Genomic DNA, 13,363 nt, shown 5'->3' on the forward strand with positions numbered 1-13,363 from the left:
AGGACCGCCAACTACTATGTCCATGACTCCCCGCGAAATCGTCCACGAACTCAATCGCCACATCATCGGCCAGGACGATGCCAAGCGCGCCGTCGCGATTGCCTTGCGCAACCGCTGGCGCCGCATGCAGCTACCTGAAGAGCTGCGCGTTGAAGTGACCCCGAAAAACATCCTGATGATCGGCCCGACTGGTGTCGGTAAAACCGAGATCGCCCGTCGCCTGGCGAAACTGGCCAACGCGCCGTTCATCAAGGTCGAAGCGACCAAGTTCACCGAAGTCGGTTACGTCGGTCGTGACGTCGAATCGATCATCCGTGATCTGGCCGACGCTGCGATCAAGATGCTCCGCGAGCAGGAAATGACTCGCGTGCGTCACCGCGCCGAAGACGCTGCCGAGGATCGTATCCTTGACGCGCTGCTGCCGCCGGCCCGCATGGGCTTCAGCAATGAAGAAGCGCCGAGCTCCGATTCCAACACCCGTCAGTTGTTCCGCAAGCGTCTGCGCGAAGGTCAGTTGGATGACAAGGAAATCGAGATCGAAGTGGCCGAGGTTGCCGGCATCGAAATTGCCACGCCGCCGGGCATGGAAGAGATGACCAACCAGCTACAGTCGCTGTTTGCCAACATGGGCAAGGGCAAGAAGAAGGCGCGCAAGCTCAAGGTCAAAGAAGCACTCAAGCTGGTGCGCGACGAAGAAGCCGGGCGTCTGGTCAACGAAGAAGAGCTGAAAGCCAAGGCGCTGGAAGCGGTTGAGCAGCACGGCATCGTGTTCATCGACGAGATCGACAAAGTCGCCAAGCGCGGCAATGTCGGCGGCGCCGATGTGTCCCGTGAAGGCGTACAGCGCGACCTGCTGCCGCTGATCGAAGGCTGCACCGTCAACACCAAACTGGGCATGGTCAAAACTGACCACATCCTGTTCATCGCGTCCGGCGCGTTCCACCTGAGCAAGCCGAGCGATCTGGTGCCTGAGCTGCAAGGTCGTCTGCCGATCCGCGTTGAACTCAAAGCGCTGAGCCCGTCGGACTTCGAACGTATCCTCAGCGAACCGCATGCCTCGCTCACCGAGCAATATTGCGCGCTGCTAAAAACCGAAGGCCTGAACATCCAGTTCCAGCCCGAAGGCATCAAGCGTCTGGCGGAGATCGCCTGGCAGGTCAACGAGAAGACCGAGAACATTGGTGCCCGTCGTCTGCACACGCTGCTTGAGCGCCTGCTCGAAGAGGTGTCGTTCAGCGCCGGCGATCTGGCCAGCACCCACGATGAGAAGCCGATTCTGATCGACGCCGAATACGTCAACAGCCACCTCGGCGAATTGGCGCAGAACGAAGACCTGTCCCGTTATATCCTGTAGGTCACTTCTCCCTGTAGGAGCTGCCGCAGGCTGCGATCTTTTGACTTTGATTTTTAACAGACAAGATCAAAAGATCGCAGCCTGCGGCAGCTCCTACAGGGTGTTCCTCTAGTCGGATGACCTGCAATGACTACTATCCCCACCGACATCAAACTGCACAAAGCCTCGAAAACCCTGACGCTCACTTACGCGTCCGGCGAGGAATACACTCTGCCCGCCGAATTCCTGCGCGTGCATTCTCCCTCCGCCGAGGTCCAGGGCCACGGCAAACCAATCCTGCAATTCGGCAAGATCAATGTCGGTCTGAGCAAACTGGAACCGGCCGGTCACTACGCACTGAAACTGACCTTCGACGATGGTCACGACAGCGGCCTCTTCACCTGGGATTATCTCTACGAGCTGGGGCGACGTTATGACGCACTCTGGGCCGATTATCTGGCCGAGCTCAAAGCCGCCGGAAAAACCCGCGATCCGAACGAGTCGATCGTCAAGCTGATGCTCTAGTCCGAGCGTTGCGCTCATTAGAGGGCATTTTCTAAATTCATCTGTTTGAATGCTCCGCTTAAGTGGTCGAGGATCGGCTGCTTGCGAAAAAAATTAAACTCGGGTAACCAATGGAGCTGGCAAGTTCCCTGCAGTGCTCTACGACTGTAAAGCAGCTATGCAGAATTAACGGTCACCCGAGCAGTAGTACCTGGCATTGGCTGTGGAACTGCACAGCAGAAAACCGGGTACTCGTCTCAGGACAATGGAGCGTCGTAGATGAGTAACAAGAATAACGATGACCTGAAGTACCAAGCCTCGGAAAACACCCTGGGGCTTAATCCCGTCGTTGGGCTACGCGGAAAGGATCTGCTGGCCTCTGCTCGTATGGTGCTGAAACAGGCCATTAAACAACCGATCCATAGCGTCAGGCACGTCACCCATTTCGGCCTCGAACTGAAGAACGTGCTGTTTGGCAAATCCGAACTGCAACCGGCTGGCGATGACCGTCGCTTCGCCGATCCTGCGTGGAGCCAGAACCCGCTCTACAAACGTTATCTGCAAACTTACCTGGCGTGGCGCAAGGAACTCCACGCCTGGATCGACGACAGCAGCCTGTCACCCAAAGACATCGCGCGCGGCCACTTCGTTATCAACCTGATGACCGAAGCCATGGCCCCGACCAACACGGCCGCCAACCCGGCTGCCGTCAAACGTTTCTTCGAAACCGGCGGCAAAAGCCTGCTCGACGGTCTCTCGCATCTGGCCAAGGATCTGGTCCACAACGGCGGCATGCCGAGCCAGGTCAACATGGGCGCGTTCGAGGTCGGCAAGAGCCTTGGTGTCACCGAAGGCGCGGTGGTGTTTCGCAACGACGTGCTGGAGCTGATCCAGTACAAGCCGATCACCGAGCAAGTCCACGAGCGCCCGTTGCTGGTGGTGCCGCCGCAGATCAACAAGTTCTACGTATTCGATTTGAGCCCGGACAAGAGTCTGGCGCGCTTCTGCCTGCGCAATAACGTGCAGACGTTTATCGTCAGCTGGCGCAACCCGACCAAGGCGCAGCGCGAGTGGGGCCTGTCGACCTACATCAATGCGCTGAAAGAAGCCGTCGACGTGGTTACCGCCATCACCGGCAGCAAAGATGTGAACATGCTCGGCGCCTGCTCCGGCGGCATCACCTGCACCGCCCTGCTCGGCCACTACGCGGCGATCGGCGAGAAGAAGGTCAATGCCCTCACGCTGCTGGTCAGCGTGCTCGACACGACGCTGGACAGCGACGTCGCCCTGTTCGTCGACGAGCAGACCCTGGAGACCGCCAAGCGCCACTCGTACCAGGCCGGCGTGCTCGAAGGCAAAGACATGGCCAAGGTCTTTGCGTGGATGCGCCCGAATGACCTGATCTGGAACTACTGGGTCAACAACTACCTGCTCGGCAACGAGCCGCCGGTGTTCGACATCCTGTTCTGGAACAACGACACCACACGGTTACCGGCGGCGTTCCACGGTGACCTGATCGAGATGTTCAAAAACAATCCACTGATCCGCCCGAATGCACTGGAAGTGTGCGGCACGCCGATCGACCTCAAGCAGGTCACGGCCGACATCTTCTCGCTGGCTGGCACCAACGATCACATCACACCGTGGAAGTCCTGCTACAAGTCGGCGCAGTTGTTTGGCGGCAAGGTCGAATTCGTGCTGTCGAGCAGCGGGCATATCCAGAGCATTCTGAACCCGCCGGGCAACCCGAAATCGCGTTACATGACCGGCGAAGAAATGGCGGCCAATGCCGATGAGTGGCAAGAGAACTCGACCAAGCACACCGATTCCTGGTGGCTGTACTGGCAGGCGTGGCAGGCCGAGCGCTCGGGCAACCTGAAAAAGGCTCCGTTGAAACTGGGCAACAAGGCGTATCCGGCGGGTGAAGCCTCGCCGGGCACTTACGTACACGAGCGGTAACTGACACACCCGGCCCAATGTAGGAGCTGCCGCAGGCTGCGATCTCTTGATTCTGTTTTTAAAATCAAGATCAACAGATCGCAGCCTTCGGCAGCTCCTACACAGGGGCGGGGTGTACTTGAAATCCACAGGGCCTGAAGCATGCCGCAACCGTTCATATTCCGTACCGTCGATCTGGATGGCCAGACCCTCCGCACGGCGGTACGCCCCGGCAAGCCTCACTTGACGCCCTTGCTGATTTTCAACGGCATCGGCGCCAACCTGGAGCTGGTGTTTCCGTTTGTCGCGGCGCTGGACCCGGACCTGGAAGTGATCGCTTTCGACGTCCCCGGTGTCGGCGGCTCGTCCACGCCTAATCGGCCTTATCGCTTTCCCGGTCTGGCCAAGCTGACCTCGCGCATGCTCGATTACCTCGACTATGGGCAAGTCAACGTCATCGGCGTGTCGTGGGGCGGCGCCCTCGCGCAGCAGTTCGCCTACGACTACCCCGAGCGCTGCAAGAAACTGGTGCTGGCGGCGACCGCTGCCGGTGCCGTGATGGTACCGGGCAAACCGAAAGTGCTGTGGATGATGGCCAGTCCACGGCGCTACATTCAGCCTTCGCACGTGATCCGCATCGCCCCGCTTATCTACGGCGGCTCGTTCCGCCGCGACCCGACGCTGGCGGCCAGCCACGCGGCGAAAGTGCGTTCGGCGGGCAAGCTCGGTTATTACTGGCAGCTGTTTGCCGGCCTCGGCTGGACCAGCATTCACTGGCTGCACAAGATCCATCAGCCGACGCTGGTGCTGGCCGGCGATGACGATCCGCTGATCCCATTGATTAACATGCGCATGCTCGCCTGGCGCATTCCCAACGCCCAACTGCACATCATCGACGACGGTCATCTGTTCCTGATTACCCGCGCCGAAGCGGTGGCGCCGATCATCATGAAGTTTCTCCAGGAGGAACGTCAGCGCGCGGTGATGCACCCGCATCCGACACCGCTCGGCGGTTAACCCCGGCGGCAGGCTTTATGCAGGCCTTTGGCAGAGAGTGCGCGGCAGGACGCCGCGCAGGCAGCAACCCGCAACAGCGTCTATGGTGTTCTGGTTCGGTGAGTGTGTTTTTGGCCTGAAGACGAAGGAGTGTTGAGTCATGCGCGACAAACCAGCGACGGGCGTGGTGCCCAGCCCCGCCGTGTTTATCAACGCACAAAGTGCGATCACCGGCCTGCGTGGGCGGGATTTGATCTCGACCTTGCGCAGCGTCGCCGCCCATGGCCTGCGCAACCCGATTCACAGCGCGAAGCATGCCTTGAAGCTTGGCGGCCAGCTGGGCCGCGTCCTGCTCGGTGAAACCCTGCACCCGACCAATCCGAACGACAGCCGTTTCGCTGACCCGGCGTGGAGCCTCAACCCGTTTTACCGGCGCAGCCTGCAGGCCTATCTGGCCTGGCAGAAGCAGGTCAAAAGCTGGATCGATGAAAGCAACATGAGCCCGGACGATCGCGCTCGGGCGCACTTCGCCTTCACCTTGCTCAACGACGCCGTGGCGCCGTCCAACACCCTGCTCAATCCGCTGGCGGTCAAGGAGCTGTTCAACTCCGGTGGGCACAGCCTGGTGCGCGGCCTCAGCCATTTATTCGATGACTTGCTGCACAACGACGGCCTGCCACGTCAGGTGACCAAACAGGCTTTCGAGGTCGGCAAGACCGTCGCCACCACCACCGGTTCGGTGGTATTTCGCAACGAAATGCTGGAGCTGATCCAGTACAAACCGATGAGCGAAAAGCAGTACGCCAAGCCGCTACTGGTGGTGCCGCCGCAAATCAACAAGTACTACATTTTCGACCTGAGCCCGCACAACAGCTTCGTCCAGTACGCCCTGAAGAACGGCCTGCAAACGTTCATGATCAGTTGGCGCAACCCGGATGTACGCCATCGCGAATGGGGCCTGTCGACCTACGTCGAAGCGGTAGAAGAAGCGATGAACATCTGCCGGGCGATCACCGGCGCCCGCGAGGTCAATCTGATGGGCGCTTGCGCTGGCGGGCTGACCATCGCCGCCCTGCAAGGGCATTTGCAGGCCAAACGACAACTGCGGCGGGTTTCCAGCGCAACCTATCTGGTCAGCCTGCTCGACAGTGAAATCGAAACCTCGGCCACGCTGTTCGCCGACGAACAAACCCTCGAAGCCGCCAAGCGCCGCTCCTATCAGAAAGGCGTGCTCGACGGTCGCGACATGGCCAAGGTCTTCGCCTGGATGCGCCCCAACGATTTGATCTGGAGCTACTTCGTCAACAATTACCTGCTGGGCAAAGAGCCGCCGGCCTTCGACATTCTCTACTGGAACAACGACAACACCCGCCTGCCCGCCGCGTTTCACGGCGATTTGCTGGACTTCTTCAAGCACAACCCGCTGACCCATCCGGGCGGGCTGGAAGTGTGCGGCACGCCGATTGATCTACAGAAAGTTACCGTCGACAGCTTCAGCGTTGCCGGCATGAACGACCACATCACCCCGTGGGACGCGGTGTATCGCTCGACCCTGCTGCTCGGTGGCGAGCGACGCTTTGTGCTGTCCAACAGCGGCCATGTGCAGAGCATCCTCAACCCGCCGAGCAATCCGAAAGCCGCGTACGTCGAGAACGGCAAAATGAGCAGCGACCCGCGTGCCTGGTACTACGACGGCAAACACGTCGACGGCAGTTGGTGGCCGCAGTGGCTGGAATGGATTCAACAGCGCTCCGGCGCCCAGCACGACACCTCGTTCACCCTCGGCAACCCGAACTATCCACCGATGGAGGCCGCACCCGGTACCTACGTGCGCGTGCGCTGACGCTTAACCGAACTTTTCTAAGAAGACTGGATGAAAACCCGCGACCGGATTCTCGAATGTGCTTTGCAACTGTTCAACGAAAAGGGCGAGCCGAACGTCTCCACCATGGAGGTCGCCAACGAAATGGGCATCAGCCCGGGCAACCTTTACTACCACTTCCATGGTAAGGAACCGCTGATTCTCGGGTTGTTCGAACGCTTCCAGAATGAACTGGCGCCACTGCTCGATCCGCCGGCAGATGTGGAACTGGCGCCGGAAGATTACTGGCTGTTTTTGCATTTGATCGTCGAGCGGTTGGCGCAGTACCGCTTTCTGTTTCAGGACCTGTCGAACCTGGCCGGGCGATTGCCGAAACTGGCCAAGGGGATTCGACATTTGCTCAACGCGCTGAAGCGCACGCTGGCGTCGTTGCTGGCGCGGTTGAAGGCGGGGGGGCAATTGGTCAGTGATACGCAGGCGTTGGGGCAGTTGGTTGAGCAGATCACCATGACGTTGCTGTTTTCGCTGGATTATCAGCGGATTCTGGATCGTGAGGGTGAGGTGAGGTTGGTTGTGTACCAGATCATGATGCTGGTGGCGCCGCATCTACTGCCGCCGGTAAAAGTCGCCACCGAACGTATGGCCCTGCAATACCTCGAAGACCACGAGTGAAATCAAAAGCCCCTCACCCTACCCCTCTCCCGGAGGGAGAGGGGACTGATTGGGGGATATTCGGGAATTACGCCGACGTGAAAACCAAGCGCTGAATCCATAATCGACTCGATCTTTCAGGTCGATGTATAGCGTCAGACACCTCGGTCGGCTCCCTCTCCTTCCGGGAGAGGGCTGGGGTGAGGGTACGCTTTTAAAAAGCACAAACAAAAACGCCCGACCTTCGCAGGCCGGGCGTTTTGTTTTGCCCTGATAAATCAGGACTGACTGGTTGGCGTCGACGGCGTCGATGCAACAGTCGGGGTAGCCGCCGGAGTCGGTGCGGCGGCGGAGTTCGACGCGCTCACCGGAGCTGCCGGGGTGGCCGGCTTGGCTGCAGCAGGTGCTGCTGGCTTCGGCGCAGCGGCTTTCGGCGCGGCCGGTTTTTTCACTGCCGGTTTTTTCGCTGCTGCCGGTTTCGCCGCAGGCTTGGCAGCCGGTTTGGCGGCAGCGGTTTTCGCGGCTGGCTTGGCGGCAGGTTTTGCTGCAGTTTTGGCCGCAGGTTTCGCTGCCGGTTTCGCAGCGGCTTTGGCGGCAACCGGTTTGGCTGCTGCTTTTGCTGCTGGCTTGGCGGCAGCAGTTTTCGCAGCCGGTTTAGCCGCGGCTTTTGCAGCGGGTTTAGCCGCCGCTTTGGCCAGTGGCTTGGCAGCGGATTTTGCTGCTGGTTTGGCCGCCGCAGTTTTCGCTGCCGGTTTTGCCGCTGCGGTTTTCGCCGCCACAGGCTGAGCTTTCAGACCGGTAAGCTTTTCGATCTGTTTGGTCAGCGTGTCGACCTTGCTGTTGAGCGCTTTGACTTCATTGCGGCTCGGTACGCCCAAGCGCGAAATCGCGCTGTTCAGGCGCTTGTCGAAAGCCCCTTCCAGCTCGTCCCACTTGCCCAGTGCGCGATCTTTCACGCCGCTGATGCGCGACTTGGCCGAAGAAGCCGAGTCCTTGGCGGCATCGACTTTTTTGCCGACTGCGGACTTGGTGAGCTTCTCGGCTTTCTCGCCGTCTTTGACCAATGTATCGAAGAGCTTGCTGCCGTCAGTGTCGATCTTCGAGTACACGCCTAAACCAGCCAGCCAGATTTTGCGGGAGTAGTCTTCGACTTTCCCGATCCACGAGCTGCCTTCTTTATCGGTGTTCTTTTTACCAGCCATCCCGTTCTCCTTAAGATTTACGCGCGACGCGTTCGAGCAATGCCGTCAGCTCATCGAGCTTAGCAGAGAGTGTCTCAACGTCATGTTTAGACGGAATGCCGATACGATTCAAGGCGCTTGCGACACGGGAGTCGAACGCCTTCTCGACCTTGTCGAGCTGAACTTCGACACGACCTTTGAAAGAGCTCACTTCGCTCTTGGCTTCATCGATCTCGGCGTTGGCCGCTTCGAGTTTTTCGGTGACGGCTTTTTTGCCTTTCTTTTCAACAGTTTGACCAGCCTTGATCAGCTCTTGAAAGTACTCGCTGCCCTCTTGGCCGACCTTGGCGTAGGCACCCAGGCCTGCCAGCCAGATCTTGCGGGCATAGGATTTGACGTCGCTCAGAGCAGAAGTCGAAGCGTCGATTTTTTTCTTCAAAATAACTTTGGCCATGGTGCACCTCACGCGCAGAAGGTTTGAGGAACTGCCCGGGAAAGTGTCGGGCTCAGGCACAAAGTAGGCAGAAAAATTAGAAACGGCACCCTAACAACTGACATGAATCGGTGGTGCCTGAATGAAAAGACCGCAGCCTTCGGCAGCTCCTACAGGGGAATGTGTATCTCTGTAGGAGCTGCCGAAGGCTGCGATCTTTTGATGTTCAGACCAGAGCTTTATCGAGGGCTTTCTCGATCTCGGCTTTGATCATGCCGCTCATGGCCGACATCATGATGCCCAGTTCCACATCGACCTTGATCGAATCGTCCGCCACATGCACCGCGCCTTTCACGCCCGAGCGCTTGAGGTTCAGCGTGTCGCCCGACCATTGCGGCTCCAGGCCATATTGCTCGGAGAGTTTCTGCGCCAGCTTGTCGGCCTTCTCGCGGGCGGCTTCCTTGCCCAGGCTGTGGGCACGCTCAACAGTGATTTTGGCCATTACATGACTCCTGATTTAAAAAGATGTACCGGTAAATCTTGACCGCCGCTGCGGCAAATCGTCCCGAAGGTTGCCCATCTTACCTTTAGCCATTCCAAGACAAAGCATGGCTTGGGGATTAGAATGTCGCGCATTCTCTTTTGGTGACAGCGATATGACTGATCAGCGCAAAGGCAGCGATGCCGAACCCACCACTCACTTCGGCTTAATAAACGTTCCGGAAAGCCAGAAAGCGGAAAAAGTCGCTGAAGTTTTCCACTCGGTAGCCGCCAAGTACGACCTGATGAACGACCTTCTGTCGGGCGGCATGCACCGTCTGTGGAAGCGTTTCGCGATCGAACTGTCGGGCGTACGCAGCGGTAACCGCGTCCTGGACATCGCCGGCGGTACCGGTGACCTGACCAAAAAATTCTCGCACCTGGTCGGCCCGACCGGTCAGGTGGTCTTGGCTGACATCAACGAATCCATGCTCAAGGTCGGTCGTGACCGCCTGCTGGATCTGGGTGTCGCCGGCAACGTCGAGTTCGTTCAGGCGGACGCCGAAAAGCTGCCGTTCCCGGACAACCATTTCGACTGTGTGACCATCGCCTTCGGCCTGCGCAACGTGACGCACAAAGAAGACGCCCTGCGTTCGATGCTGCGCGTGCTCAAGCCTGGCGGTCGCCTGCTGGTGCTGGAATTCTCCAAGCCAACCAACGCGCTGATGTCGAAAGCCTACGACGCCTATTCGTTCGCCTTCATGCCGCTGATGGGCAAGCTGATCACCAACGACTCGGAAAGCTATCGCTACCTGGCCGAATCGATCCGCATGCACCCGAATCAGGAAACCCTGAAGTCGATGATGGTCGACGCCGGTTTTGACCGCGTGACCTATCACAACATGACCGCAGGCATCGTTGCCCTGCACCGTGGCATCAAGCCCTGATGTTGCTTACCGGGCTGCTCGCCAGCGTTGAACTCGGCCTCAACCGGGTGCTGCGTCTCGACAGCACGGCGCTGCCGCGGCTGGCGCATTTGACCGGCAAGGTGATTGCCGTCGACTGCCGCAGCCCGGCGCTGCAACTGTTCATATTGCCGAGCGACGAAGGTCTGATGCTGGCCTCGCACTGGGAAACCGGTGTCGACTGCACCCTGCGTGCGCCGGCCTCCAGCCTGGTCAAACTGGCCGTGAGCAAAGACAAGACCGCGGTGTTGCACGCCCCGGAAGTCGAACTCGATGGCGACAGCAGCGTGTTGCTGGAGCTGGCCGGTGTGCTGCAGGATCTTGAGCTGGACTGGGAGTACGAACTCTCGCGCTGGCTGGGACCTGTCGCCACGCAACTGGTCGGTGGCCATCTGCGCAGCCGCGCGCGCTGGTATCAACAAGGATTTGCCAGCCTCAACCAGAACCTCGCCGAATACCTCGCCGAAGAATCGCGCACCCTCGTCGGGCAGCGCGAAGCCGAAGCGCGGTTCAGCGAACTGGACCGGATCAAACTTGATCTGGAACGTCTCGAGGCGCGTTTCGAGCGCCTTTCCCGATCCCTCGACCCAAGCGATAACGCATGAAGCTGCTTGCCGTCCGCCGTCTGTTGCGCATCCAGCGCGTCGTGATCCGCTACCGCCTCGATGACCTGCTGTTCGATCTGCCGCTGCCCTGGTTCCTCCTCGCGCTGCGCTATGTGCTGCCGTGGCGCTGGTTCCCGCGCAAGCCGCTGGATCTGAGCCGGGGCGCGCGTTTGCGTCTGGCGTTGCAGGATCTCGGGCCGATCTTCATCAAGTTTGGGCAGATTCTCTCGACCCGCCGTGACCTGCTGCCGGAAGACATCGCCGATGAGCTGATGCGCTTGCAGGATCGCGTGCCGCCGTTCGATTCGCAGCTGTCGATCAAGCTGATCGAAGAACAGCTCGGCAAGAAGATCAGCGACGTGTTCAGCCGTTTCGACGTCGAACCGCTGGCCTCGGCCTCGGTGGCGCAAGTGCATGCCGCGCAGTTGAAAACCGGCGAAGAAGTCGTCGTAAAGGTCATACGCCCGGGTCTGAAGCCGATCATTGCGCAGGATCTGGCGTGGCTGTTCATCCTTGCTCGCGCTGCCGAGAAAGTGTCTGCCGACGCGCGTCTGCTGCACCCGGTCGACGTGGTCCAGGACTACGAAAAAACCATTTACGACGAACTCGATCTGCTGCGCGAGGCGGCCAACGCCAGCCAGTTGAAGCGCAACTTCGAAGGTTCGCCGCTGCTCTATGTGCCGCAAGTCTATTGGGACTGGTGCCGGCCGAAAGTGCTGGTGATGGAGCGCATCTACGGCATTCAGGTCACCGATCTGGCGACCCTCGCCGACCAGCGCACCGACATGAAAATGCTTGCCGAGCGTGGCGTGGAGATTTTCTTCACCCAAGTATTCCGCGACAGCTTCTTCCACGCCGACATGCACCCGGGCAACATCTTCGTCAGCACCGTCAATCCCTGGAGTCCGCAGTACATCGCGATCGACTGCGGCATCGTCGGCAGCCTGACCCCGGAAGACCAGGATTATCTGGCGCGCAACCTGTTCGCCTTCTTCAAGCGTGACTACCGGCGTGTGGCGCAATTGCACATCGATTCCGGCTGGGTGCCGGCAGAAACCAAACTCAACGAATTCGAAGCGGCGATCCGTACCGTGTGCGAACCGATCTTCGAAAAACCGTTAAAAGATATTTCATTTGGCCAGGTGCTGATGCGCCTGTTCCAGACCGCACGGCGCTTCAACATGGAAGTGCAGCCGCAACTGGTGCTGCTGCAAAAGACCCTGCTGAACATCGAAGGTCTCGGCCGTCAGCTGTATCCGGATCTGGACCTGTGGAACACCGCGCAGCCATTCCTCGAACGCTGGATGCGCGAGCGTGTGAGCCCGAAAGCCTTGCTCGGCAACGTGCAGAGCCAGTTCGAACAACTGCCGCATCTGGCCAACATGGCCCGCGATCTGCTCGAACGCATGTCGCAACCGCACGCCTACGACCCGCCGCCACCGTGGCATAAACGCAAGGACGACTGGTTCCTGCGCCTGCTTGGTTGCTCGCATCTGGCCGGCGGGGTGATCCTCGCCATCGGTGGCCCGCTGCATGAACTGGGGCATTGGCCGGCCGGAATCATGGTGGCAGTCGGCTTGTATCTGGTCGTTCGCCGATAGCACGAATCAGCTGCAAGTTATAAGCTGCGAGCTGCAAGCCTGACGATACTGGAACACCGCAATCTGCTTTTACTTGCAGCTTGAAGCTCAAAGCTTGTAGCTGCGTTTCGGGAATTGAAGATGAAAAACTGGCTGGACGAGATCAAGTGGGACGCTGATGGCCTGGTGCCGGCGATTGCCCAGGATCACAAGACCGGACGCGTGCTGATGATGGCCTGGATGAACCGCGAAGCGCTCGAACTGACCGCTGCGGAAAACCGTGCAATCTACTGGTCACGTTCCCGTGGCAAGCTGTGGCGCAAGGGCGAAGAGTCCGGCCATGTGCAGACCTTGCATGAGATGCGTCTGGACTGTGACGCCGACGTGATCATCCTGATGGTTGAACAGATCGGCGACATCGCTTGCCATACCGGCCGTCAAAGCTGCTTTTACCGGGTCTTCGAAAACGGCGACTGGAAGACAGTCGACCCGGTTCTGAAAGACCCGCACGCCATTTATTCCGCAGGACACAAACATGAGTGACACCCTGACCCGCCTCGCTCAGGTGCTTGAAGAGCGCAAGGGCGCCGCTGCCGACAGCTCATATGTAGCTAGTCTGTATCACAAGGGCCTGAACAAGATTCTGGAGAAAGTCGGCGAAGAGTCGGTCGAAACCATTATTGCCGCCAAGGACGCCGCGATCAGTGGCGACTGCAGCGATGTGATCTACGAGACCGCCGACCTGTGGTTCCACAGCATGGTCATGCTCGCCCAACTGGGGCAGCATCCGCAGGCCGTGCTGGATGAACTGGATCGTCGCTTCGGCCTGTCCGGACACGTCGAGAAAGCCTCGCGTCCGTCCGCCTGAACAATTT

The 13,363-nt window shown here is 59.3% G+C and carries 14 protein-coding genes; 11 read left to right on the top strand and 3 right to left on the bottom strand.

The genetic code is table 11. The features are described 5' to 3' along the window. Positions 1-16: 16 nt before the first annotated feature. From hslU to ACIF4X_RS02000, 6 genes are all read left to right on the top strand, one after another. On the top strand, positions 17-1,354 hold the full coding sequence (gene hslU / locus ACIF4X_RS01975; RefSeq protein WP_064388878.1) for an ATP-dependent protease ATPase subunit HslU: 1,338 nt from the start codon (positions 17-19) through the stop codon (positions 1,352-1,354). Between the two features lie 126 nt (positions 1,355-1,480). Continuing rightward, positions 1,481-1,858 carry a DUF971 domain-containing protein gene (locus ACIF4X_RS01980; RefSeq protein ID WP_283437984.1) on the top strand — a complete coding sequence of 126 codons (378 nt, stop codon included), beginning with the start codon at positions 1,481-1,483 and terminating at the stop codon, positions 1,856-1,858. 258 nt (positions 1,859-2,116) lie between these two features. Next, complete coding sequence (gene phaC, locus ACIF4X_RS01985; protein ID WP_397480730.1) at positions 2,117-3,796, top strand: class II poly(R)-hydroxyalkanoic acid synthase; 1,680 nt, start codon at positions 2,117-2,119, stop codon at positions 3,794-3,796. Positions 3,797-3,937: 141 nt separating this feature from the next. After that, the gene (gene phaZ, locus ACIF4X_RS01990) at positions 3,938-4,792 is read left to right on the top strand and encodes a poly(3-hydroxyalkanoate) depolymerase (protein ID WP_034152967.1); all 855 of its coding nucleotides are present in this window, start codon (positions 3,938-3,940) and stop codon (positions 4,790-4,792) included. A gap of 139 nt (positions 4,793-4,931) precedes the next feature. Continuing rightward, positions 4,932-6,614, top strand: a complete 1,683-nt coding sequence (gene phaC, locus ACIF4X_RS01995) for a class II poly(R)-hydroxyalkanoic acid synthase (protein WP_397480731.1) — start codon at positions 4,932-4,934, stop codon at positions 6,612-6,614. Between the two features lie 30 nt (positions 6,615-6,644). Beyond that, positions 6,645-7,265 carry a TetR/AcrR family transcriptional regulator gene (locus ACIF4X_RS02000; RefSeq protein ID WP_064388882.1) on the top strand — a complete coding sequence of 207 codons (621 nt, stop codon included), beginning with the start codon at positions 6,645-6,647 and terminating at the stop codon, positions 7,263-7,265. Between the two features lie 257 nt (positions 7,266-7,522). Here the strand turns inward: ACIF4X_RS02000 and ACIF4X_RS02005 are convergent, their stop codons facing one another. From ACIF4X_RS02005 to ACIF4X_RS02015, 3 genes are all read right to left on the bottom strand, one after another. Continuing rightward, entirely contained in the window at positions 7,523-8,446 is a 924-nt protein-coding gene (locus tag ACIF4X_RS02005; RefSeq protein WP_397480732.1) for a phasin family protein, read from the bottom strand. 10 nt (positions 8,447-8,456) lie between these two features. Then, the gene (locus ACIF4X_RS02010) at positions 8,457-8,879 is read right to left on the bottom strand and encodes a phasin family protein (protein WP_025110281.1); all 423 of its coding nucleotides are present in this window, start codon (positions 8,877-8,879) and stop codon (positions 8,457-8,459) included. A 205-nt stretch (positions 8,880-9,084) separates the two neighbouring features. Further along, positions 9,085-9,360 carry a polyhydroxyalkanoic acid system family protein gene (locus ACIF4X_RS02015; protein WP_008080628.1) on the bottom strand — a complete coding sequence of 92 codons (276 nt, stop codon included), beginning with the start codon at positions 9,358-9,360 and terminating at the stop codon, positions 9,085-9,087. A gap of 154 nt (positions 9,361-9,514) precedes the next feature. On the opposite strand from ACIF4X_RS02015, the gene ubiE reads away from it, so the two are divergent. From ubiE to ACIF4X_RS02040, 5 genes are all read left to right on the top strand, one after another. Beyond that, the gene (ubiE, locus tag ACIF4X_RS02020) at positions 9,515-10,285 is read left to right on the top strand and encodes a bifunctional demethylmenaquinone methyltransferase/2-methoxy-6-polyprenyl-1,4-benzoquinol methylase UbiE (RefSeq protein WP_397480733.1); all 771 of its coding nucleotides are present in this window, start codon (positions 9,515-9,517) and stop codon (positions 10,283-10,285) included. After that, complete coding sequence (locus tag ACIF4X_RS02025; RefSeq protein ID WP_397480734.1) at positions 10,285-10,908, top strand: SCP2 domain-containing protein; 624 nt, start codon at positions 10,285-10,287, stop codon at positions 10,906-10,908. The genes ubiE and ACIF4X_RS02025 overlap by 1 nt, the downstream gene beginning before the upstream one ends. Continuing rightward, positions 10,905-12,509: a ubiquinone biosynthesis regulatory protein kinase UbiB gene (gene ubiB, locus ACIF4X_RS02030; RefSeq protein ID WP_397480735.1), complete on the top strand. Its 1,605-nt coding sequence runs from the start codon at positions 10,905-10,907 to the stop codon at positions 12,507-12,509. The genes ACIF4X_RS02025 and ubiB overlap by 4 nt, the downstream gene beginning before the upstream one ends. A 120-nt stretch (positions 12,510-12,629) precedes the next feature. Continuing rightward, positions 12,630-13,031 carry a phosphoribosyl-AMP cyclohydrolase gene (gene hisI, locus ACIF4X_RS02035; protein WP_007909357.1) on the top strand — a complete coding sequence of 134 codons (402 nt, stop codon included), beginning with the start codon at positions 12,630-12,632 and terminating at the stop codon, positions 13,029-13,031. Continuing rightward, positions 13,024-13,356 (top strand): phosphoribosyl-ATP diphosphatase, encoded by a 333-nt coding sequence (locus ACIF4X_RS02040; RefSeq protein ID WP_003220849.1) that lies wholly within the window; start codon positions 13,024-13,026, stop codon positions 13,354-13,356. The genes hisI and ACIF4X_RS02040 overlap by 8 nt, the downstream gene beginning before the upstream one ends. The last annotated feature ends 7 nt before the right edge of the window (positions 13,357-13,363 follow it).

The sequence above is a fragment of the Pseudomonas sp. NPDC085632 genome (assembly GCF_044541255.1).
In the GTDB taxonomy this organism is placed as follows: Bacteria; Pseudomonadota; Gammaproteobacteria; order Pseudomonadales; family Pseudomonadaceae; genus Aquipseudomonas.